Consider the following 22,384-nt stretch of genomic DNA (forward strand, 5'->3'; position numbering starts at 1 on the left):
TCATTTATGATAAAACATTTAACACCATAAATTAATTACTTTGAACTTCAAAATAAGGTAAGTTGTCCCTTTAATATAGAGCGTTAACTTCGTTTGAAGAATCGTTGTTTTACCATTAGAAGAAACAATAAAAGTATAGGGATTCCAAATTGAAAGGGTAAATGCAGGTACATAGGAACAATTTTCAAACCGTAATAAATATGCTGTGGATAACTTGTAGAATTAAATATAGCCATTAAAAAAAGGATGGGAGTCAGCAAGATTAAAATTTTTCGCCTTTCCCACTTCACGATCGTTTCTACACTATAGAAAGCGGCTTGAATGAAAAGAGTAACTTTTACAAAGCCAACAAAGAAAAACGTGAAAACCGACAAAATTTCTAAATGCTGTACAACATCCCAAACATCAATCATCTCGATGGCTTTTACTAAAGGGAAATTATATAGTGCAGCTACTTTGGCTCCAAGGATCCCAATCGTAACTTCAGTCAATAGGATAATGATCATTGCAGTGACAGGAATGGCCAGCCATGCTCTTTTGACCAGGTACTTTTTGTTGTTTACCAATGGGAAAATTAGCGTAAAAACGATTAGCTCCCCAAAAGGAAAAGTAATCTTTTCCGGGAAAATAGCACTGAAAATATCCTTCCAGTTATTCGAAAATAAAGGCAGCAGGTTGGTTGTAACAAAATGTTCTGACATGATGCCAAACAGTATTAATATTAATATCATCACTAGTGAAAGGAAGAAAAGGATTTCTGATGTGCGGGAAATGGCCTCAATGCCAAGGTTACAGGCATACACGGAAATCCCAATAAATGTAACAGTGATGACCCAGAAATCTATATGGTAAAAAATTGTTTGAGAGATAAAGTAAGAAAAATCTTTTACGACTCTGCTCGCAATATAAATAAAATAGATGCTATATAAAACAATGAATAATGTACCAATTGTTTTGCCGAAACCTATCATAAGCAGTTTTGCGAAATTTTGTTCATATTTAGTAATAAGGAAGATATAGAAGTAAAATATCATTAAACCAAATAACGAAGATAATAAGGTTACCACCCATGCTTCTTCTTCTATTTCAAGTCCTAAACCCACTACTGTGGTACTGCCCAATAAAAATAAGGTTATCAAAGCATTAAGTTGAAAAGGAGTAATGTGCTGCTTTCTCATTGATAAGCCACCTTTTTTACTGGGATGTTTTTTAATAAGCTCTTTTCGTAAACTTTGTTGCTTTCACAGCAAAAAGTAAAAATCGGCTTCTGGATTTATACGATTCCTACTACACCATAATTCAGTAATTTCTCGAAAAAAGCTCCGAAGCCATATTCGGTTTTAAAGCTCAATACGAAAAGCAACAATCAAAGCGAAAACAGTCATAAATCAGTTGCATACCTTTTAATCCAGTGTTCCTTATTACTTATTTGACATTGTATCACCTGTCAAATAAATGAGTGTATCCACTTTTACCCTAACATTCGATTCTTTGTAGGTTTGTTTCCAGTTTTTCTTTATATTTTTCCAGGCAGGGTAATCCGAAATAAAAATGGATTTTCCAAATCCAATAAAATCACTGTTGTTTTCCTTGCTTGTCTTAATTAATGTATCAAAGTTATTCTGTATTTCCTTTGCGATGATTTCCTCAAACTTATACAAATTTTTATAATCAAATGGGGTTGAACAATGGCTTTCTACTAGTTCTCCTTTCACTTTAACCTTGACGTTAAAATCAACAATTTCTCCTCTTTTTACGTGCTCGAAATTGACTTTTGAATCCTTGATACTAACGGTAAAGAATTCTTTATCACTACTAGGACAATCTCCAATAAAAAATGATTGGTTCATTTTGTTTTGAGTCATGGAGTAGATTTTGCTTTCATTTTCATCCAGGAAATCAATTAATTTGTCTTCTTTAAAAATAGCCATACCGTAGATATATATTTGAGACTGAGGACTAAACTCTTCAATGTTTTCCTTTTTCATTCCTTCATCGATGTTTCCGCTTATGGTTAGATAGGGGATGGCAATTTCTTTTATTCCATTTAACAAATCGTTCTTAACAGATGAAGGATAGACCTTAAAAACGTGTCCAAGATTCATTTCATTGGTATTAAGAAGTTCTACAATCCTTTTAGCTGGTACTCTTTGTAAAGGAGTCATGATTCTTAATACAGTATTAGCGGATTGATCTTTGCAAACAACCATAAGAATATTTGACGAAATGGTTGGATTAACCATGAAATAATCCAATATCGCGTTTACTCCTTTATCCTCCAAAACCTTATCCTGTATTGCAATGACCTTGATGTCATCTAAGCTAAGTGTTCTCGATACCGTATTATTTAAATTTTGTAAGGCTTGGGTGATGGTTTTGCCCTTATGCTTGTATGTAATCACTCCTAATTGGTCAGAAGGGTTCTTTGGGCTTGAAGATGGGTTGATAACTTGCACTGTTAGAGCATACTGACCATCCTCCCAATCAACTCCTAGCGCAGAGACAACAGCGAGATTGCTAACTACTCTAGTCTCGACATTTTTGCCGACTATTATATATGAAATAATAGAGAAAATGCTGATGATTAACACCAATTTGCTATGTTTCATTGTACACCACTTATCTTTTATCTTTTTTTGATGCATCTTCTATTGTGAATTTTTTGTTCCCTCCCATGATATTGTCCAAATCTGCCCTAACTAAATTATCTTTCTGATCCTTCGAATTAAATGGGGCAATTGGAGATAAATAGGGTACTCTAAAAGATCTAAGTGAACACAAATGTAGAATGGTCAATAATACACCTAACATCAATCCATACAGACCTAAGAAGCCGGCAAGGATGATAAATCTCAAACTTATTCTGTTGGCGACTGGTCGTAAGGTATATACAGGAACTACACTACCCAGTATGTAACTTGCACTCATGACAAATAAGGTAATTGGCTGTACTAATTGTGCTTCTACAGATGATTGGCCAAGGATAATTGCTCCAAATACTGATACAGTCAAAATGACTGACTGAGGTAGTCTTAGTGAACTTTCTGTGATAACAAGAATGAGAAAGTAGAATATTATTACTTCTAATACAGTAGGAAACGGAACAATTTCACGTTGAGCTACCATGCTGACAAGCAAGTTTGTTGGTACCAATCCTGGATGATGGACCGTGAATGCGATGTAAAGCCCAGGCAACAAGGTGGCCAGGCTAAAAAAGAATACACGATAAAGTCTTTTAAGATTAAGTCCTTTGAATAAAGTGTAATAATCTTCCGGTGATTGGAAAAATTGAGTTAGAACCGTCGGAAGAGTGACAACAGAAGGACTGCCTTCAACGATAATAGCAGCCTTGCCTTCTAATAATTCACTGCAGACAACATCAGGTCGATCAGATGACAACGTCAGAGGAAAAGAAGTGAAAATTTCGCCTGTTATCATCTCTTCTATGTAACTGGAATCCATTAACACTTCTGTATCCACTTCTGATAACTTCTCTTTAATTTCATTCAATATTTCATTTTGGATTTTGCCTTCTATGTACAGAAGAGATACATCCGTCTTTACCTTTGGGTTACATACATTGTTTTCAACTCGTAAAGCCGGATTTCTTAAGATTTTTCGAATAAGAGCTAAATTTTGTGATAATGATTCATTAAATCCAATATTGGGGCCGGTAGGGGTTCTTTGAGCAGTTGGTGACTCCAAACTGCGTTCAGGCCATTTTGTTGTATTGGATACGATCGAATTCTTGAACCCATTTACAAGTGTGATGGTATTGCCGATTATTAACTCATCTATGATTTCAGCCATATCACTTGTTGTTTTTATAGTTTTTGTATTGATCTGATCTGATAAAGCATGAATGCTCCCTTTTTGTGCTGCTGCATGAAGGTACTTTTTTAGCGGTTTTATTACATGTTCCTCAATCGTGTCGGAATTGCTGATACCATCAATAAATACACAACAAGCTTCCATTTCATGATCATCGCTTTTAATTTCTCTGATTTGAACATCCTGACTATGACCCAGCTTGTCTAAGATCTTTGAAATGTTTTCAGTTAAAGAATAGGATAAATCGTTTGAAATTATTTTTTTCATGCCTCACCTGCAGTTTATGTTGTTAGTTTTAACTTGTACTTCTATGTTTCGGTATATTCATGCGGAGGGATTGAAAGTTCACATTTTGTTTGAAAACTCGTTTTCTGACTTTAAGATGTGAATGCTATACTCTTAATATGTTAAACAATTCACATACCTACTTAAATTTATACTAAAGAATAGGTGAGCGTTATGGATGAAAAAAAAGTCATTGTTGTCGGAGGCGGGATCACCGGGCTGGCGACAGTTTATTATCTCCAAAAAGAAGCAAGGGAAAATAACCTGCAGATAAAAGTGAAATTGATTGAAGCAAGTGACCGGCTTGGGGGTGTGATCAGCACCGAGAAGCGAGATGGTTTCATCATCGAGAGGGGGCCTGACTCTATCATTGCGAGAAAAAAGAGTGCGTTGAGATTGATTGAGGAGGTTGGCCTTCAGAATAAAATCATTTCAAACACTGCTGGTAAATCATATATTTACGCGCGGGGAAAATTGCATACGATGCCGGAAGGTTCTTTTATGGGGATCCCGACGAAGGTGACGCCTTTTGCGTTATCGGGTCTATTTTCACCACTTGGCAAATTGCGGGCGGCTGGGGATTTTATTTTACCAAAAGGAGAAGCGAAGAAAGACCAGTCTTTGGGTGCCTTCTTCCGCCGCCGGCTTGGGGATGAGGTGGTGGAAAACCTGATCGACCCGCTGCTGTCAGGGATATATGCAGGAGATATTGACGAGTTGAGCCTGATGGCATTGTTCCCGAACTTCTATGAAATTGAACAGAAGCACCGCAGCCTCGTCATCGGCCTGAATAAATCGATGCCAAAGCCGTCAAATAAGGTTAAGAAGCCAGCGGGCAAGAAGGGGATGTTTATCTCGCTGTCGACCGGTTTGGAGGAGTTGATCCACCGGGTTGAAAGCCGCCTTGAGGACGAAACCGTCATGAAGTGTACGGCTGTTGAAAAAGTGGTGAATACGGACAACGGCTATAAAGTCAGGCTCTCTACTGGAGAGGCAGTGCACGCAGACAGCGTCGTCATCACAACGGACCACTTCCATGCCCAGCGGATGCTGTCCGATTATGCATTCATGGAACCGTTCAAACAAATGCCGGCCAATTCTGTCGCGAATGTCGCGATGGCATTCCCTAAATCGGCGATTGAAAATGATATTGATGGAACAGGCTTCCTAGTATCAAGGAACAGCGATTTCAGAATCACTGCCTGTACATGGACGCATAAAAAGTGGCCTGGCACATCCCCAGAGGATAAGGCATTGCTTCGCTGCTATGTTGGCAAACCTGATGACCAGCAAGCTGTCGAGTTATCTGATGAAGAAATCGTCGAGCTTGTTTTAAGAGACCTGAACAAGACGATGAACATTACCGCAAAGCCGGAATTCCATATCGTCACACGCTGGAAAAATGCAATGCCACAATATACGGTTGGCCACCTGGAAAAAATCGCGGAGGTAAAGAAGCATCTTGCCAGGGACCTTCCAGGAGTCTACCTTGCCGGCGGTTCGTTCGAAGGTGTCGGTATCCCAGGCTGCATCGACCAGGCTGAAGCTGTCGTGGACAAAGTATTAGCATATTTGAATTAAATACGAGTTATGGCCACTGCCCTGAAAAGAGACAGTGGCCATTATTCTTTCTTCGATAACAAAAATACTTCTTTAGAAAAATCAAAACCTTCTGTAAAATAGGAAGAAAGGACAATGAAAAGTTTGGAGAGATCTCTATGCGAAATAGTTTCCCCCTGTTTGGGACAGATGACGAAACGATTTATAATCCTGATGAGCTGCTGGATTTATTTTTGAATTGTACGGCTGACGGGTTTGCTATTGTCGATATGGAGAATCGTTTTGTCAGGATCAACCATATGTATACGACTATTTTCGGCTATACAGAGGAAGACCTGATCGGGAGAACTTTTTACGAATTCTCAAATCCCGATTTTGTACCGGGAATCATTCATGAAGTCATGAATGGAAAAGCATTCACCAATATGATAACCAAGCGGTTCCATAAAGATGGGTCAGTGCTGGATATTGCAGTATCCTATTCTCCTTTCCGTAATAAAAAAGGGGAAATCATCGCTATCATAGCAATCTATCGCGACATTACCAAAATTGTCAACATGGAGCATGAACTGCATAGGACACGAGAATTGTATGAACTGATCACCGAAAACACCACTGACATGATCAAAGTGATTAACAAAGATAAATCAATTGTCTATGCTTCGCCCTCTCATGAAAAAGTCATCGGGCTTTCACCAGAGAAAATCGTTGGGAAAAACTTAAGCGAATTTTTGTCTCCCGATGAAGATGCAATCCTTGATAAAAAATTGCTGGAAATTGCGGAGACGGGTGAACCAAAGCTATTACGAAAGAAATTTACGACCTGTGACCAAACATCTGTTTACACAGAATACAATTTTTCACCCATTTATAACGAAAAAAAAGAGATAGAATCATTTGTCAGTGTCGGCAGGAATATCACGGACCGGGTAAAGAACGACGCAACCATCCGGAACCTGGACAGGCTGTCGATCACCGGCCAGCTGGCTGCCGGGGTAGCCCATGAAATCCGCAATCCGCTGACAGCATTGAAGGGCTTTTCAAAGTTATTGCAGACGTGTTTGGATAAAGCGAAACAGGAGGATTACCTGGCGATCATCATGAACGAGCTCGACAGGATCGATATGATTGTCAACGAGTTCATGTCGCTTGCAAAGCCTCAGGCAGTCCAATATGTAAAAGAAGAACTGAAGGCGATCCTGGACAGCACGATCAATATTATTCATCCACAGGCAATGATGCACAATGTCCAGATCATCACCCATTACCCAAACTCGGATTGCGGGCTGTCGTGCAATCCGCACCAGCTGAAACAAGTATTTTTAAACTTCCTGAAAAATGCAATCGAATCAATGCCAGATGGCGGGAAGATCATCATCGATTTACAGGTGGTTAATCCTGGAAGAGTTCTGGTGAGCATTTCCGACGAGGGGACAGGAATCGAATCAGACCGGCTTCGTTACCTCGGAACCCCTTTTTACACAACAAAGGACAAAGGAATCGGGCTTGGTTTGACCGTCAGCAATAAAATCATCCAGGAGCATAATGGCACGATGAAGATTGTAAGTGAAATAGGAGAAGGTACAACCGTTACTGTCGAATTGGAATGTTTGGAGAATGACGGGTATAGTCAATAAAAATGCGGCTTCCTTATAAGGGAGCCGCATTTTTATTATTTCTCCTCATTGAACCAAAGAGGGTCGTTATTATCAACTTCGCCATTATAGTTGATGACGATTTCTTCACCGGCTTTGATATCGCGGTAGGCAAAAAAGTCAAAGGTGTGGTTGTCGAAATTGATTTCATAAATTGCATTTGGCTCATACGAATGGTTGAACAGCATGCCATAGCCGAGGAGGATGGCAGAATGGTTGATACCATATTCAAAGGCATAATCCGCCAATGCTGTTTTCTCTATATGAACATGCTGATCATTTGGATAGGACAGAACCGGTGCTTCATGAATCAGTTCGCCTTTTTCTATGTCCCGGGTCGCGAAAACCCCTCTATTAAATTCCCCATTGCTTATTAAAGAAGTTTTAATTTCAATCACTTTTTATATGCTCGTCCTTTCCGGCTTGATGTCAGTTTTCTCTTACTAGCATGACTGTTCTTAAAGGGAATTGCAAATTTCTTTAAAAATCTGTAAGGATAAACATGTAACTGAAATGTGTTTACTTACAGCCAGTCCATTTCACTATTTTTTGACGATTTTAGAAGGGTTATTGATTTTGTAAGCGACAGGCACATCGAGCAGCATCGATTCATCTTCCACATCCTTGCCTTTAGGAAGGCTCTTTTTGACAATCTTGCCGTCGAATTCAAGCAGCTGGCCTGGCTCAAGTTCGTGCTTTTTCAGCGTTTTGCTATGCGATCCCCAAGCAAGACCAATCTCGATTGGCTCTTCCTGCTCAATCCGCACGTTCTCGAAAACTACCACTTCGTCATTATCCTCATTAAAATGGTTCCAGCTCAATGCAAACTGTTTCACTGTCGCAGTAAAATGAACCTTTTCCTCCGGAAGTACCAGTTTTGGAGCCTTCTCTTTTTTCACCTTTTCCTTTTTCGGAGGTTTCTCTGCTTTTATTTCCGTTGGCACAGGTGCGGCTGGCTGGAGGTTCTCAGTGGTCTCTGTTTCAGTAATCGGCGCCACCGCTGCGATCTCTTCGCCGGGTGCCTGAACGATGATGTCCTTTCCGAAGCTGGAAGACTGCATTTCCTTCAGGTAAGCAGGATGGATGCAAGTCAGCTTGCCATCCGAGAATTCAATAACCAGAGTATTATATTCTGCGGTTTCACCAAAAACCTCATAACCTTTTATCGTAACAAGACAATGCTGGTATCTGTCTTTGTACCAAAATTCCTTTTTCGTGCTCAGTCCCCATTCTTTGACCTTTTCGAGATAATGAGCTTCATCTTCAAATGATTCGAACATGCCTTTTGGTGGGATATATTGAGTTAAATGAGTTTGATTAGAGCCTACAACTGAATTTGCCATGTGCCCACTTCCTTTCATCTCTATTTTACCTTCCCCGAACAAAGAAAAAAAGCTTGAGCCATTGGTTATGACGGACACAAACCGAGCCAAACGATGAAATACTGTCCGTCATCGGGTTTATGACGGACACAAACCGAGCCAAACGAGGAAATACTGTCTGTCATCGGGTTCACGACGGACACAAACCGAGGCAAACGAGGAAATACTGTCCGTCATCGGGTTTATGACGGACACAAACCGAGCGAAACGAGGAAATACTGTCCGTCATCGGGTTTATGACGGACACAATCCGAGCGAAAGGAGGAAATACTGTCCGTCATCGGGTTTATGACGGACACAAACCTGAGCGAAAGGAGGAAATACTGTCCGTCATCGGGTTCATGACGGACACAAACCGGGCGAAACGAGGAAATACTGTATGTCATCGGGTTTAGACTGAAAAACAAAATGAGCCAAATCAGGAATTACTCATCTTCACTTCTGCATATGCCTCAGGTCTATCGTCCCGTTTTTCAAGAAAGGACATATATCCCTTTTTTACAGGGGAATAGTAAGTGGTAGATGAAAAATGGGGAGGACTGTATTCATTGAAGTTTAATCTGTATCTTTTAATCGCCTTTTTTGGTTCATTGTTCGGATTTATCGCCGTGTCTTTCCTGGTACAGGCTGACCATTTGGCGGCGTTCGACCGCATCGTGATCTCTTTTGTTCAGGGCTTGGAAATGGACTGGCTTACTTCTGCCATGAAATTCTTTACTTATATTGGGACTATCCGTTTTATAGCAATCCTAACTATTCTGATTTTCATTTTTCTGTTCTTTGGGTTAAAGCACAGGCTGGAAATACTCATTTTCCTGAGTGTTGTTTTCTGCACGCCAATCCTCAATCGACTTTTGAAATTATACTTTCATCGGGCGCGACCGGATTTCTACCGCCTGATCGAGATAGGCGGCTATAGTTTTCCGAGCGGACATGCGATGAACGCTTTCTCCTTTTACAGCATTCTGGCTTTTTTGCTTTGGCGTCATGTTCCGACCCGCCTTGGCAGAATGGCTGTTATCCTCGTCAGCAGTTTTATGATTCTGGCGATTGGAACGAGCAGAATTTTCTTGGGCGTCCATTATCCGAGCGACATTATCGGAGGATTTCTTGCCAGCGGTTTTTGGGTAGCGACCGTCATATGGTTTTTTCAAAGATATAAGGAGAGACATAGAATCCCGAGCCGATCATACTGATTGGCAATTGGCTTTTTTGTAAAATGCGAAACCAGCAATTATTATATGTGTAATTCTTTAGTTGCTGTTTCGGGTTTAACTGTCATGAGAATGGGAAAAAGCTGAAATAGACAAGAAAGGATTACATATCATACTTTTCTCACAATCATCTGTTATAAAAGTGATGAGCTTGCTATTTTTTATAAAATATTGTGATTTGGTGAACAAACTCTCAAAGGGGGAGCATATGTACAAAAAACAGGAAAGAATGCTGATGTGGCTGGCTTTTATCGTAGCTGCCATTATGGGATTGTCTTTTATCGGCCGAATATTTGCCGGATAGAAAAGGAGAATGAAAATGGGAAATGAAGAATCAGTTTTTTTCAGCCGTGTCTTAACGGAGCTGACATTATCCTTCCACATTATTTACGCAACGATAGGAGTGGGAATCCCGCTCATGATCATGATTGCTCAGTGGCTGGGGATCAAAAAGCAGGATGAACATTATATTTTGCTGGCCAGGAGATGGACGCGCGGTTTTGTGATCACGGTGGCAGTCGGGGTCGTGACGGGGACAGCGATTGGGCTGCAGCTCTCTCTGCTCTGGCCAAATTTTATGGAGCTTGCAGGAAATGTCATTGCTCTTCCTCTGTTCATGGAGACCTTTGCGTTTTTCTTTGAAGCGATTTTTCTGGGCATTTATTTATATACTTGGGACCGGTTTGAAAATCAGAAAAAGCACTTGCTTTTATTGATCCCGGTAGCGATCGGCGCCTCATTTTCAGCGGTATTCATCACGATCGTCAATGCCTTCATGAATGCGCCGCAAGGCTTCGACCTGGTCAATGGGCAGCTGGTGAATATCAATCCAGTGCTGGCGATGTTCAACCCAGCTATGCCGACGAAAGTTGCCCATGTTCTGGCGACAGCTTATATGACTTCTGCCTTTATTCTGGCTTCGATCGGGGCATATCGCCTCCTAAAAGGATCAGACCATGTTTACCATAAAAAAGCGGTATTTTTAACAATGAAGATTGGTTTGGTCTTTTCGATCGCAGCTGCGGTTATTGGGGATTTCTCTGGAAAATACCTGGCAGAATATCAGCCTGAAAAGCTGGCTGCTGCTGAATGGCATTTCGAGACACATGAAGGAGCACCTTTGATGTTGTACGGAGTGCTTGATGACGGCGAAGTGAAATATGCGATTAAAATACCTTATGCTCTTAGTATTTTGGCACATGGCGATCCGAAATCTGAAGTCATTGGTCTTAACGAATTTGCTGAAGATGAAATTCCACCATTGTACATTCATTATTTATTCGATAGTATGGTGACCATTGGAATGTGGCTGACACTTTTATCCCTGTTGTATGTACTTGGGGTCTGGATGAAGCTGAGCTTTATTAAAACTAAATGGTTTCGCTGGTTAATTGTATTGGGTGGACCGCTGTCGATGATTGCGATTGAGCTTGGCTGGTGGTTCGCGGAGGTTGGCCGTCAGCCATGGATTCTGCGGGGCATCATGAGGACAGATGAGGCAGCAACGACGAGCGGCCAGGTAGATTTGATGCTGCTCTTGTTTGCGGGATTATATCTCGTCCTTGCGATCGGAAGCATAGTTGTTTTAACGAGGATGTTCCGCAAGAACACTGTCGAACAAGAACTGGAAGACCGGGAATTGGAGAAGGAAGGTGAGATGCGATGACGCTTGAGGTTTTAGGGATTTCAGTTCTATGGCTCTTCCTTTTTGGATATGTCATCGTCGCATCCATTGATTTCGGTGCCGGTTTTTTCAATGCTTACAGCCTGTTCAGGGGAAAGCAGCATATCCTGACACGGATTATCCAGCGATATTTGTCGCCGGTTTGGGAAGTGACAAATGTTTTCCTTGTCTTCTTCTTCGTCGGGATCGTCGGATTCTTCCCTAAGACTGCTTATTATTATGGAACAATACTGCTTGTCCCTGCCAGCATCGGAGTTGTTTTGCTCGCGATCCGTGGAGCTTATTACGCTTTCACTACTTATGGGGGATTGAAGCACAAGAGATACACCTATTTGTACGGACTTTCGGGCTTGTTCATCCCAGCTTCTTTATCGATCGTGCTGACGATTTCAGAAGGCGGGTTTGTGGAGGAAAAGCCGAACGGATTGGAATTGGATTACTGGGCTCTATTTACCAGCCCACTGACATGGAGCATTGTCGTGCTCAGTCTGGCGGCTGTACTGTATATTTCGGCGGTATTTTTGACATGGTATGCAAATAAAGCACAGGATGAACCTGCTACAGAACTGCTTCGGAAATACGCTTTGATCTGGTCAGTTCCTGCTATCGTGACGGCAACTGGCATCATTGTTGAGCTCAAGGACCATAATCCAGAGCATTACAGCCGGTTGGTGGATTTATGGTGGCTGTTCGCCATATCCTTTATCATGTTTGCAGGTACGGTATATCTGATTGGAAAGCGGAAAGCATATGGAGTCGCATTCGGTCTTTTAACGGGGCAGTTTCTCGTTGCTTTCTTTGCCTATGGCGTTTCTCATTATCCATACCTGCTTTATCCGTATCTCACCATTTATGACAGCTTTACAAATGAAGCGATGGCCATTGCTCTTATCATTGCGTTCATCGCCGGTTTGGGGCTGCTGCTGCCATCTCTGTATCTGCTGCTCAGATTGTTCTTATTCAACAAAGATTATGTACAGGGAAAAAGGAACGATCATGCCTAGGAGGTTATCAAATGAGTGAGTTTATGATGTTTTACGCACCTTTCATTGTGATCATCGGATCAATTTTTGCGGCATTCTGGCTGGCTGGAAAGGATGGAAGGATAGAATAAGTAAAGGAATAGAACTGATTGGTATGTCTGAAGTAGGCGGATTGCAGTTAGGTTCGAAAATCCCTGTCAGTTTCGGGGAATTATTCATTATTGTCCTGCAGTGTACCCGTGTCACATTGCCGAACATCGTAATAGTTTGCATATGCTTTTTTAGCGAGGATTTATTCTGCAACCAAGCACTAATTTGGCACAAAAGGATATAAAAATGGGAAAACCGGAAGGCAGGATGCCAGCTGGTTTTTTCATGTTTAGAGGATTAAGTGAATATGTGATTGGATTCTGCAAAGTTGGAGTGGGATGATGAGGAAATGGACTGGAAATTGAAAAAATGGTATTGGATTCCGCGATACTAAACCGGAATTCCGCGAAACTCCCCCCGCGGAAACCCGCATTAATTCCGCGAACTGGAAAAAAACCGTGATTTTTTCCAGTAGCCATAAAAAAAGCTTGTGCAAATCCACAAGAAAGAGCTGCTATTTTGGCAGCTCTATTATTATGGCTTCATGAAAGCTTCCGCCACAGGCTAGTGCTGGTAACAACTGAATCATTTTCAATGATCGAATAGGCAGCGTTTGTAATGGCTTCAGCCAGGTGCTCACCTGTTCCTTTGAAATGGTTGAATGAAGCTTCTGATACGCCGTTCGATGTAAATGTGTAGCCAAACTTCTCTAATCTTTCTACAATCAGCATTGCGTGTAAAAGGTTCTTCTCCGGCTGGAACTCAGAATCATTAATAAAGACACCTCGTTCATAATCATACCAACGATCCCATCTGTTCAGCTTCCAGCCTAAAATCCTCCGTGCAATTGCATCCGTTTTTGACATTTCTTCTCCCTCTCTCGTCAAGAATTCATTGTTATATAACAGTGTTGTTTATTAGATTATATTACATAACAGATTTAAGGCGCAATGATAAAAACTCGATGAAATTTTATTTGTGAAATTGCACATCTTAAAACTAGGGGTGACAAATATGAGTGGGAAAGAAGTAAGTCAGCCAAACGTAAAATTAGGCGGAAAAATCGCAAAAGAAAAAGGCCGCATAAACGGTGAACTGGGCAACGACCAGGACATTAATACAGGCAAGAGCCGAAAAAAATAAGAAAGAGGGATCATTTATGACTAATCGTAATGATAATCGAGAACGCAAAAATAAATATCCGAATAATAAAGACCAGGCTGGAATGAATGGCGGTACAATTCGAAGTGAAATGACGAAGAAGGATAGGAAGAAATAAAGGGATGAATCTGAGGCTCAGATAGTCATCTGAAAGCTGCAAAACCTGAGTTTTGCAGCTTTTCTACTTAAGGGCTCCATTTTATTGAAATGCTATATTTTAAAGGGAAAAAGTTTACAAGAAGATACATAGGAAATATATAAAGTAGATTCTAACCAGAAAGGAGTGGCAACATGAAGAAACGAAACTTAATGCTTTCACTCACTTTGGGGACTGGAATATTACTTGCTGGATGCGGTAACACAGAAGAGCCGCCGCCGGAAGAAGACCCAATGATGGAACAAGATGAACAAGCACCTCCAGCACCTGATGGCACGACTGAAGACCCTGGCGAACCAACCGAGGGCACAACCGAGGATGACGATAATTTAACCGAGAAAGAAAAGCAGGAAGTTGAGGAGTCTGTGGAAGATTAACAAATTACGGGAAAACCTTAGACCATTATTGGATCTAAGGTTTTTTAGCGGCGAAATGGCCAGGAAATAATAAGACACCCATCGAATAGGCCATTAAAAAGAAAAGCAAACTAAAAACTCCGGGATGTAAGTTGGTTGATGTCATCGTTTAGCCTCCTGGAGAAAATTCAATCAGAGATGGGGGTGAAATTGTGGCGAAGAATAAGAACCAGGCAAAGCATAATAATGCGCTGCCAAAAGCAGATGTGGAATTTGCGGAAGAAAGAGGAAATGGGTTGGAAAAAGTAGCATTAAAAGCCCAGAAAAAGCAGAATAAATAATGTCAAAAGGCGTTTCTGTCATATTGCAGAAACGCTATTTTAGGCAATGAACTTTCAAGGTTGGCGACAACAAAAGCTGCCAAGGCTGGCAGCTTTCAAGGATGTTCAATTTATATAGTAATCACAATCGGTCCGTTTTTCGTAAGGATGATGGTATGCTCACATTGAGCTACAAAGCTGTTTTCAGTTACATATGTCCATTCATCGTTATCGTTTTGAAAAACTTCTTCCTCGCGAGTCGAGATGAAGGGTTCAAAAGCGATAACCATTCCATCTTTTAAAAGCTCGTCATCCCATGGTTCATTATAATTATAAATATGATCAGGCGCCTCGTGAATCGTACGTCCGATCCCGTGTCCAGTCAGATTCTTGATTACAGTCAGTCCGTTCTTTCGCGCAGTCGCCATAACAGCCTTGCCAAGCCCGCTTTTCTTTGAACCCGGTTTCGCTTTTTTTAAGCCTGCTTCAAAGGCCTCGACAGCTGTTTCGCATATCTTTGTTAAAATGGGATCTCCCTCGCCAACGACAAAGGAAATTCCAGTATCCGCAAAATAGCCATTTTTGGAGCCGGAAACATCGATATTCACAATATCGCCTTCTTTGATTACTCGGCTGCCCGGTATGCCGTGCGCCACTTCTTCGTTGACACTTATACATGTATATCCAGGAAAATTATATTCTCCCTTCGGTGCAGAAATCGCTCCATGCTGTTCAAACATCTGCCCAGCAATTTCATCGAGTTCCTTCGTTGTAATTCCTGGTACGGTTTTTTGGACTAGTTCCTCGCGAATCAAGGCAACGATTCTTCCTATTTCTTTTAATCCGTTAAAATCTTCTTCTGTTTTTGCAATCATGTTAAATTCCCTTCCAATATCATTCAATTTAAAAATAGCTGTGATTTTATTAGGGTATCCTTTTTAAGAGTGAAAATCCACCCCCAGGCGTTGGATTTGTATTCAAAATGCATGTAATTTCCTTAAAAATAAGTTTAATCTAATAGTAAGACTTTTAAAGATTCTAATGAATTAGGAATGAATGTAAAATAAATGGAAAGAAGCAGGGGGAATGAAGGTGTTAGATACAACGAGTTTTGCGATTCTTCCATCACAGGAAAAAATCGATGAGCAACCTAAATTGCATATTGGTTCAGTTATTTCTTTTACCTGGAAGGACCATAGGCTTTCAGGCACCAATGATCATGGAGAGTTTTTAATCTATTTCGCAGAAAAGAAAATCCCGAGAATCATAATAAATCCTTTCGGTGAAGTGAATTCAGCATCCAGCATTGCAGTCTCACTAAAGAAGAAACCTCAGGAGGCCACTTTTCATGAATCGGCTGAAAAGTTAATCATAAGCTGCGGGTCAATCGCTGTTGAAGTTGCAAAAGATTCTTTTTCAATAAAGATTATGGATGGCAAAAAAACTATTTTCCAATCCGCAAATCCTTCTGCATACTACAAAAATAGCGGTGAAGTGTACTTTGATGTGCTGATGGAGAAGGAGGATGCTTTTTATGGATTTGGTGAGAAGACCGGTTTCCTGAATAAGAGAGGCTCGAAATTATCGATGTGGAATACGGATGTTTATGCTCCCCACAACAAGGATACTGTTGAGCTGTATCAGTCCATTCCGTATTTTACCGTTCATAGCATTCACAGATCCTATGGCCTTTTCTTTGATAACACGTTTAAAACGGAGTTTGATACACAGACCTATGCCAGTAAGTACAGGATGAGTGCCACAGGCGGTCAAATTGATTTCTATCTGATCGCTGGGGAAGATGTAAAAGAGATCACATTGCTGTATAGCACGCTGACCGGGAAAATGAATCTTCCGCCAAAATGGGCGATTGGTTATCATCAGTCCCGATATAGCTACCGATCAGAGGAAGAAGTACTTGAGGTGGCGGACCGTTTTAAACAGGAAGGCATTCCTCTTGATTGTATTTTTTTAGATATCCACTATATGAGGGATTATCGTGTATTTACTTTTGACCACGACCATTTTCCGCAGCCAGGAAAGTTAGTCTCTACGCTATTGAATGAAGGAATAAAAGTTGTTCCTATTGTGGATCCGGGAGTGAAAAAAGATGTTCAGTATCCTGTTTATCAAGATGGCGTTAGGAAAGGTTTGTTTTGCAAGTACCTAGATGGACAGATTTATTATGGTGATGTATGGCCAGGATCGAGTGCGTTTCCTGATTTTACGAATTCGGATGCAAGGAAATGGTGGGGAAGCTTACATAAGTTCTATACAGACCTTGGGATCGAAGGCATTTGGAATGACATGAACGAGCCATCCGTCTTCAATGAAAGCAAGACGATGGATTTAGATGTCATGCATGATGTGGATGGGGAGCTAAAGTCGCATCTGGAAATGCATAACACCTATGGACTTTATATGAGTAAAGCTACATCTGAAGGACTTGAAGAGCTGCTCCCGGACAAGCGCCATTTTGTGCTGACAAGAGCAGGGTTTGCAGGGATTCAAAGATACGCAGCAGTCTGGACGGGTGATAATCGAAGTCACTGGGAGCACCTTGAAATGTCGCTGCCAATGATGATGAACCTGGGCATTTCGGGTGTTGCTTTCTCAGGTGCGGACGTTGGCGGTTTCTCGTCAGACTGCACACCGGAATTACTGATTAGATGGACGCAGGTTGGGGCTTTCATGCCTTATTTCAGGAATCACAGCGTCCAGGACAGCATACGCCAGGAACCATGGGTATTTGGAGAAGAAACAACCCAAATCGTAAAGAAATTTATCAAGCTTAGATATAAATGGCTGCCGTATCTGTATTCCTTATTTCATGAAGCGTCAATGACTGGCCTACCTATAGTTCGGCCTCTGGTAATGGAATACCCGGATGATAATAATACCTTTAACATCAGCGACCAGTTTTTATTGGGAAGCAATGTGTTGGTCGCTCCTATCTTAAGGCCAGGTGCAACACATCGTGCTGTCTATCTCCCAAAAGGAACCTGGTACGATTATTGGACTAAGGAAGCGTTTGAAGGCGGAAAGCCTATTTTAGTGGAAGCTGCCCTGGATGTGCTCCCGATTTTTATAAAAGAAGGCACTATTCTCCCAATTGGGTCAGATATACAAAATACAACTGAACAACAAAAGATAGAATTGGAAGTTTATGCTGGTAAAGAAGGCGAGTTCAATTTGTATGAAGATGATGGCAGTTCATTAGGTTATAAAAAAGGCCAATATACTATTACCAATATACAAGCAGATCTGAAAGCCGATTGCATGACTCTTAAGGTTGGAATAACCGGTGATCTGACATGGGAAAGCCAAATTGAAAAGGTGAAGGTTATTGGTTTCTCAGGTGATGTAAGAATTGAAAGTTCATCGGAGATAAGTGAACTGGTGTTAGAGACATAAAATCAAAGAGTAAATACCTTTGAAAAAAAGCTGTAAAACCATTTTGTTTTATAGTTTTCTATTTCTACAGGAATGATTTTCATGACTTTAGGGTATAGATACTTTGCTTTTCTAAAAAGGACTGAGACACGTCTTTTTTAACAAAAGGGTCCTGCTTTGGTAGAATTTAATTAGAACTATTTCGGATCAACCCGCAACCAAAAATAAGAAATCCTCAAAGTGCTAACAATATCATAAAAGAAAATACAAGAAAATTCAGGAGTGAAGCGATGATCAGCTTTGAAAATGTATCGAAGAAATATGACGATGGAGCATATGCGGTTAAAGACTGTAGTCTACATATCAAAGAAGGGGAGCTGCTCGTTCTGATCGGTCCAAGCGGCTCCGGTAAAACGACAACTTTGAAAATGATCAATCGGCTGATTCCTCTTACGGAAGGCACAATTAAAATCAGGGATATGAAAATCAGTGACTATGATATTCATGAGCTGCGCTGGGATATTGGGTATGTCCTTCAGCAAATTGCGCTTTTTCCGCACATGACGATTGAAGAGAATATTGCAGTCGTCCCAGAATTGAAAAAATGGGAATCTCAAAAGATCAATGAACGAATTGATGAGTTATTGAATATGGTTGGTCTGGACCCAAAAACTTACCGGAAACGGAAGCCGCATGAATTATCCGGGGGGCAGCAGCAAAGAATTGGCGTGGCCAGAGCACTTGCCGCTAACCCTCCGATTATTTTAATGGATGAGCCGTTCAGCGCACTGGATCCGATTAGCAGGGAAAAACTCCAGGATGATTTAATCGAACTGCAAAGCAACATAAAAAAGACCATCGTATTTGTTACCCATGATATGAACGAAGCGCTGAAGCTCGGTGATCGGATCTGCCTGATGAGGAATGGGGAAATTGTCCAGACAGGAACTCCGGAAGAGCTGATCCATCAGCCTGCAAATGATTTTGTCCGCGAGTTTGTGGGCATCGACGAGGCGCAGGTTACAAAGGTAGATATTCGGAAAGGGATCATCCCGGCAACTTCTGACGACCTGAACAATATGCCTGTAGTTTCTTCTGATGCATCAATCAATGAAATTCTTGCGTTATTAAGTGAGCATGAAAAGTTGGCGGTCGAAGAAATGGCTGAAATAATCGGCACCATTGACCGGCAGGGAATGATTCGGATTTTATCGAGTCAGATGGAGGGGAAATAAATGAATACCTGGACTTCTACTCTGGCAGAGAGAAAAGATGAGCTTTTGAGTGCCCTTCTGGAGCATATACAAATTTCTTTTATTGCGCTGTTCTTTGCTGTCCTGATCGCGATTCCCCTGGGAATCTTTCTGACAAGAAGAAAGCAAATTTCAGAAGGGATCATTGGAATCACTGCAGTTCTGCAAACGATTCCTTCACTTGCCTTACTAGGTTTACTGATACCTCTTTTCGGAATCGGTAAGGTGCCTGCTATCATTGCGCTTGTCATCTATGCGTTGCTGCCGATTTTACGAAATACATATACAGGAATCAATGAGGTAGATCCTTCGTTAATCGAGGCTGCTCGAGCTATGGGAATGAACAATACACGCCGTTTAATGAAAGTTGAACTGCCTCTGGCTATGCCTGTCATTATGGCTGGAATCCGTACGGCCATGGTATTGATTGTCGGAACAGCGACGATTGCCGCACTGATTGGAGCAGGAGGATTGGGTGATCTTATCCTCCTCGGGATCGACAGGAATAATACTGCGTTAATCGTTCTTGGTGCAATACCCGCGGCTTTGCTTGCCATTTTATTTGACCTTGTGCTTAGAAGGTTCGAGCGTGTTTCCTTTAAAAAGTCTCTCATCACGATAGGCACGATTTCATTGGCCGTACTTCTAATGATGGTCATGCCGTTCTTAGGAGGAAAAAATGAAGAAGAGATTGTCATTGCCGGGAAACTCGGATCCGAGCCGGAGATCTTAATCAATATGTACAAACTTTTAATTGAAGAAGAAACTGACCATACTGTTCAGTTAAAACCTGGACTCGGAAAGACATCCTTTGTTTTTTCAGCATTGGAAAACGGCAATATTGACATCTATCCTGAATTTACTGGAACCGCCATATCTGAATTCCTAAAAGAAACGGCTGGCAGCACAAACCGGGAAGAAGTATACCAACAGGCAAAAGACGGGATGAGAAAAAAGTTCGATATGGAAATGCTCCAGCCGATGGACTATAACAACACATATGCCCTGGCTGTACCTGAACAGCTTGCTAAAGAAAATAACCTGAAATCTATTTCAGACTTGAAAACCATTGAACCCGAGTTAAAAGCAGGTTTCACGCTTGAATTTTCCGATCGGGAAGATGGCTACAAGGGAATCCAAAAGCTCTATGGCTTGAATCTTCCCAGCCTAATTACAATGGAGCCGAAGCTAAGGTACGGTGCAATGAAAAATGGTGAAATAAATCTTGTGGATGCCTATTCAACTGACAGTGAGCTGCAGCGATATAATTTAGTTGTACTAGAAGATGATAAAAATTTATTCCCTCCTTATCAGGGAGCACCGCTTCTAAGAGCAGAAACAGCTGAAAAATATCCTGAAATTGTCGATGCCCTAAACAAACTGGCCGGTAAAATTAACGACGACGAAATGCGAAAAATGAATTACCAGGTGAATGTTGAAGGGAAATCTGCCGAAGAAACAGCAAGGGAGTATTTAATCAAAGCGGGATTATTAGAATAAAAGAATCAAGAAAGTTGAACTCCGGCTTGAAAGACAGCGATGAATGACTAATAGGGGATTGTTAGAATAGATCAAAAGAAAAAAGAACTGCAGAGAAATCTACAGTTCTTTTTGGTATTTTCTAACCGGTAATACACCTTTAGGCAAAATATAGCCTATGACCGCTCCGAAGAAGGCGGGAAGGATCCAGCCAAGACCAATATCGTAGAGAGGGAGGATTTCCATGTATACGGATTTTACTGAATTGAATATGGAAACACTCATGGATGGTACATTAGCCACTAATGTGCTATATCCATCGAAAAAACTCACAAAGAATGTCATCGCCATAGAAGCAGCGTAAACGTTATGATTATTGCCGAATAATGGCGATAATAACGTCAATAGGATCAGAATGATTGCTAATGGATACAGGAACATTAAAACGGGTATTGCGAATTGAATGATATTGTTTAAACCGAAGTTTGCAATTGCAAAGGAAATCATGCATAGAATCAGCACAAAACTTCGATAGTTAACCTTAGGAAATAGATTATGGAAAAACTCGCTGCATGCTGTAATGAGGCCAATGCTTGTTTTTAAACAGGCTAACACTATGATGATCGCCAGCAAGATGGCACCGAAAGATCCGAAATAGTGCTGAGCGACTGCAGCAAAAATCTGGCCGCCATTCTCGAAGGTATCTATTGTCAATACACTTGATGCCCCCATATACGTAATAAGTCCGTAAATCAGCATCATTAATGTCATTGCGAAAATACCTGATTTCCATGTTGCTTTGGCGATATCCTTTGTATTCGTGATGCCAAGTCCCTTAATGGCATTGATCACAACAATCCCGAATGCTAGCGAAGCAAGGGCATCCATTGTATTATAGCCTTCTTTGAATCCTGTAATAAATGCCAGATTGGCATAAGCGCCGGTCGGTTCCCCGAAATTCCCCATCGGCTTAATGATAGAGATTCCAATCAAAACTGATAAGAAAAAGAGAAAGGCTGGTGTTAAATATTTTCCAATGTAGTCCATGACTTTTGCAGGATGAAGGGAGAAAAAGTAAACGATGGCAAAGAAGGCGAAGCTGAAGAGCCCGAGCCATATGCCAGCATGCCCTGAATTTATATAGGGCTCAAACCCAACAACAAAAGGCACAGTAGCGGTGCGCGGTATTGCAAAAAACGGCCCAATCGTTAAGTAAAGAACCGCTGCAAAGGCAACACCAAATATAGGATGTACTCTGCTGGCTAGATCGCGCAGGCCAGTACTTCCGGAAAGACCAATCGCCAAAATACCCAAAAATGGCAGGCCGATGGCTGTTACCAAAAAGCCAATTAAAGCTGGCCAAAAGTTTGTGCCTGCCAGCTGTCCTAATTGGATAGGGAATATCAGATTCCCTGCGCCAAAGTACATTCCGAATAGCATGGTTCCAATAAGTGCATAGGTTGAAAACGGTATTTTTTGCTGCATTAAAAATTCTCTCCTCTTCTAGATGTAGTTAATTATGTCGTAGTTTCTTCTTTTTTAGTTGTGTTGGGAGAATGCTTTAATAATTTTAGTAGGACA

Annotated in this window: 20 protein-coding genes; 12 read left to right on the forward strand and 8 right to left on the reverse strand. The window is 41.2% G+C overall.

Annotated elements, in window-relative coordinates; all coding sequences use genetic code 11:
• Positions 1-83: 83 nt before the first annotated feature.
• The 3 genes from ACXAEA_RS05510 to ACXAEA_RS05520 all read right to left on the reverse strand — a co-directional run bounded on the left by ACXAEA_RS05510 (position 84) and on the right by ACXAEA_RS05520 (position 4,098).
• Positions 84-1,178, reverse strand: a complete 1,095-nt coding sequence (locus tag ACXAEA_RS05510; protein WP_475094935.1) for a GerAB/ArcD/ProY family transporter — start codon at positions 1,176-1,178, stop codon at positions 84-86.
• A 243-nt stretch (positions 1,179-1,421) separates the two neighbouring features.
• A complete protein-coding gene (locus tag ACXAEA_RS05515; protein WP_475094936.1) occupies positions 1,422-2,609 on the reverse strand; it encodes a Ger(x)C family spore germination protein in 1,188 nt (395 codons plus the stop codon).
• Positions 2,610-2,619: 10 nt separating this feature from the next.
• A complete protein-coding gene (locus ACXAEA_RS05520; RefSeq protein WP_475094937.1) occupies positions 2,620-4,098 on the reverse strand; it encodes a spore germination protein in 1,479 nt (492 codons plus the stop codon).
• Positions 4,099-4,290: 192 nt separating this feature from the next.
• Between ACXAEA_RS05520 and hemY the strand changes: the two genes are divergently transcribed.
• Together hemY and ACXAEA_RS05530 are read left to right on the forward strand one after the other, a co-directional pair.
• Complete coding sequence (gene hemY, locus ACXAEA_RS05525; RefSeq protein WP_475094938.1) at positions 4,291-5,697, forward strand: protoporphyrinogen oxidase; 1,407 nt, start codon at positions 4,291-4,293, stop codon at positions 5,695-5,697.
• Positions 5,698-5,834: 137 nt separating this feature from the next.
• A complete protein-coding gene (locus ACXAEA_RS05530) occupies positions 5,835-7,313 on the forward strand; it encodes a PAS domain-containing sensor histidine kinase (RefSeq protein ID WP_475094939.1) in 1,479 nt (492 codons plus the stop codon).
• Between the two features lie 35 nt (positions 7,314-7,348).
• Here ACXAEA_RS05530 and ACXAEA_RS05535 read toward each other — a convergent pair whose 3' ends face one another.
• Both ACXAEA_RS05535 and ACXAEA_RS05540 read right to left on the reverse strand, forming a co-directional pair.
• The gene (locus ACXAEA_RS05535) at positions 7,349-7,729 is read right to left on the reverse strand and encodes an SET domain-containing protein (RefSeq protein WP_475094940.1); all 381 of its coding nucleotides are present in this window, start codon (positions 7,727-7,729) and stop codon (positions 7,349-7,351) included.
• Between the two features lie 144 nt (positions 7,730-7,873).
• Complete coding sequence (locus tag ACXAEA_RS05540) at positions 7,874-8,674, reverse strand: hypothetical protein (RefSeq protein WP_475094941.1); 801 nt, start codon at positions 8,672-8,674, stop codon at positions 7,874-7,876.
• Between the two features lie 554 nt (positions 8,675-9,228).
• Between ACXAEA_RS05540 and ACXAEA_RS05545 the strand changes: the two genes are divergently transcribed.
• The 4 genes from ACXAEA_RS05545 (at position 9,229) to cydS (ending at position 12,725) form a co-directional block, all read left to right on the forward strand.
• On the forward strand, positions 9,229-9,909 hold the full coding sequence (locus ACXAEA_RS05545) for a phosphatase PAP2 family protein (RefSeq protein ID WP_475094942.1): 681 nt from the start codon (positions 9,229-9,231) through the stop codon (positions 9,907-9,909).
• 337 nt (positions 9,910-10,246) lie between these two features.
• Complete coding sequence (locus ACXAEA_RS05550; protein ID WP_475094943.1) at positions 10,247-11,593, forward strand: cytochrome ubiquinol oxidase subunit I; 1,347 nt, start codon at positions 10,247-10,249, stop codon at positions 11,591-11,593.
• The gene (locus tag ACXAEA_RS05555) at positions 11,590-12,615 is read left to right on the forward strand and encodes a cytochrome d ubiquinol oxidase subunit II (protein ID WP_475094944.1); all 1,026 of its coding nucleotides are present in this window, start codon (positions 11,590-11,592) and stop codon (positions 12,613-12,615) included. The genes ACXAEA_RS05550 and ACXAEA_RS05555 overlap by 4 nt, the downstream gene beginning before the upstream one ends.
• 11 nt (positions 12,616-12,626) lie before the next feature.
• Positions 12,627-12,725 carry a cytochrome bd oxidase small subunit CydS family protein gene (gene cydS, locus ACXAEA_RS05560; RefSeq protein ID WP_475094945.1) on the forward strand — a complete coding sequence of 33 codons (99 nt, stop codon included), beginning with the start codon at positions 12,627-12,629 and terminating at the stop codon, positions 12,723-12,725.
• A gap of 501 nt (positions 12,726-13,226) precedes the next feature.
• On the opposite strand, the gene ACXAEA_RS05565 is transcribed toward cydS, so the two are convergent.
• Complete coding sequence (locus ACXAEA_RS05565) at positions 13,227-13,550, reverse strand: BC1872 family protein (RefSeq protein ID WP_475094946.1); 324 nt, start codon at positions 13,548-13,550, stop codon at positions 13,227-13,229.
• Positions 13,551-13,698: 148 nt separating this feature from the next.
• Between ACXAEA_RS05565 and ACXAEA_RS05570 the strand changes: the two genes are divergently transcribed.
• From ACXAEA_RS05570 to ACXAEA_RS05580, 3 genes are all read left to right on the forward strand, one after another.
• Positions 13,699-13,827, forward strand: coding sequence for a hypothetical protein (locus tag ACXAEA_RS05570; RefSeq protein ID WP_475094947.1), 129 nt, complete (start codon positions 13,699-13,701; stop codon positions 13,825-13,827).
• 309 nt (positions 13,828-14,136) lie between these two features.
• The gene (locus ACXAEA_RS05575) at positions 14,137-14,379 is read left to right on the forward strand and encodes a hypothetical protein (RefSeq protein WP_475094948.1); all 243 of its coding nucleotides are present in this window, start codon (positions 14,137-14,139) and stop codon (positions 14,377-14,379) included.
• A 191-nt stretch (positions 14,380-14,570) separates the two neighbouring features.
• The gene (locus tag ACXAEA_RS05580) at positions 14,571-14,699 is read left to right on the forward strand and encodes a hypothetical protein (protein WP_475094949.1); all 129 of its coding nucleotides are present in this window, start codon (positions 14,571-14,573) and stop codon (positions 14,697-14,699) included.
• Between the two features lie 110 nt (positions 14,700-14,809).
• Here ACXAEA_RS05580 and map read toward each other — a convergent pair whose 3' ends face one another.
• On the reverse strand, positions 14,810-15,553 hold the full coding sequence (gene map / locus ACXAEA_RS05585; RefSeq protein ID WP_475094950.1) for a type I methionyl aminopeptidase: 744 nt from the start codon (positions 15,551-15,553) through the stop codon (positions 14,810-14,812).
• 217 nt (positions 15,554-15,770) lie between these two features.
• Here map and ACXAEA_RS05590 point away from each other — a divergent pair, with 217 nt between their 5' ends.
• The 3 genes from ACXAEA_RS05590 to opuFB all read left to right on the forward strand — a co-directional run bounded on the left by ACXAEA_RS05590 (position 15,771) and on the right by opuFB (position 20,824).
• Entirely contained in the window at positions 15,771-18,092 is a 2,322-nt protein-coding gene (locus ACXAEA_RS05590; protein ID WP_475094951.1) for a glycoside hydrolase family 31 protein, read from the forward strand.
• A 269-nt stretch (positions 18,093-18,361) separates the two neighbouring features.
• A complete protein-coding gene (locus ACXAEA_RS05595; RefSeq protein ID WP_475094952.1) occupies positions 18,362-19,306 on the forward strand; it encodes an ABC transporter ATP-binding protein in 945 nt (314 codons plus the stop codon).
• Positions 19,307-20,824, forward strand: coding sequence for an osmoprotectant update ABC transporter permease/substrate-binding subunit OpuFB (gene opuFB / locus ACXAEA_RS05600; RefSeq protein WP_475094953.1), 1,518 nt, complete (start codon positions 19,307-19,309; stop codon positions 20,822-20,824).
• Between the two features lie 99 nt (positions 20,825-20,923).
• On the opposite strand, the gene brnQ is transcribed toward opuFB, so the two are convergent.
• Positions 20,924-22,288: a branched-chain amino acid transport system II carrier protein gene (gene brnQ / locus ACXAEA_RS05605; protein ID WP_475094954.1), complete on the reverse strand. Its 1,365-nt coding sequence runs from the start codon at positions 22,286-22,288 to the stop codon at positions 20,924-20,926.
• Positions 22,289-22,384 lie beyond the last annotated feature (96 nt).

Source organism: Mesobacillus sp. ABV4_180, from assembly GCF_056158485.1.

Coding starts and splice junctions, on each gene's coding strand:
- ACXAEA_RS05510 (WP_475094935.1), bottom strand. CDS start 1,178: ATGAGAAAGCAGCACATTACTCCTTTTCAACTTAATGCTTTGATAACC.
- ACXAEA_RS05515 (WP_475094936.1), bottom strand. CDS start 2,609: ATGAAACATAGCAAATTGGTGTTAATCATCAGCATTTTCTCTATTATT.
- ACXAEA_RS05520 (WP_475094937.1), bottom strand. CDS start 4,098: ATGAAAAAAATAATTTCAAACGATTTATCCTATTCTTTAACTGAAAAC.
- hemY (WP_475094938.1), top strand. CDS start 4,291: ATGGATGAAAAAAAAGTCATTGTTGTCGGAGGCGGGATCACCGGGCTG.
- ACXAEA_RS05530 (WP_475094939.1), top strand. CDS start 5,835: ATGCGAAATAGTTTCCCCCTGTTTGGGACAGATGACGAAACGATTTAT.
- ACXAEA_RS05540 (WP_475094941.1), bottom strand. CDS start 8,674: ATGGCAAATTCAGTTGTAGGCTCTAATCAAACTCATTTAACTCAATAT.
- ACXAEA_RS05550 (WP_475094943.1), top strand. CDS start 10,247: ATGGGAAATGAAGAATCAGTTTTTTTCAGCCGTGTCTTAACGGAGCTG.
- ACXAEA_RS05555 (WP_475094944.1), top strand. CDS start 11,590: ATGACGCTTGAGGTTTTAGGGATTTCAGTTCTATGGCTCTTCCTTTTT.
- cydS (WP_475094945.1), top strand. CDS start 12,627: ATGAGTGAGTTTATGATGTTTTACGCACCTTTCATTGTGATCATCGGA.
- ACXAEA_RS05565 (WP_475094946.1), bottom strand. CDS start 13,550: ATGTCAAAAACGGATGCAATTGCACGGAGGATTTTAGGCTGGAAGCTG.
- ACXAEA_RS05570 (WP_475094947.1), top strand. CDS start 13,699: ATGAGTGGGAAAGAAGTAAGTCAGCCAAACGTAAAATTAGGCGGAAAA.
- ACXAEA_RS05575 (WP_475094948.1), top strand. CDS start 14,137: ATGAAGAAACGAAACTTAATGCTTTCACTCACTTTGGGGACTGGAATA.
- map (WP_475094950.1), bottom strand. CDS start 15,553: ATGATTGCAAAAACAGAAGAAGATTTTAACGGATTAAAAGAAATAGGA.
- ACXAEA_RS05595 (WP_475094952.1), top strand. CDS start 18,362: ATGATCAGCTTTGAAAATGTATCGAAGAAATATGACGATGGAGCATAT.
- opuFB (WP_475094953.1), top strand. CDS start 19,307: ATGAATACCTGGACTTCTACTCTGGCAGAGAGAAAAGATGAGCTTTTG.
- brnQ (WP_475094954.1), bottom strand. CDS start 22,288: ATGCAGCAAAAAATACCGTTTTCAACCTATGCACTTATTGGAACCATG.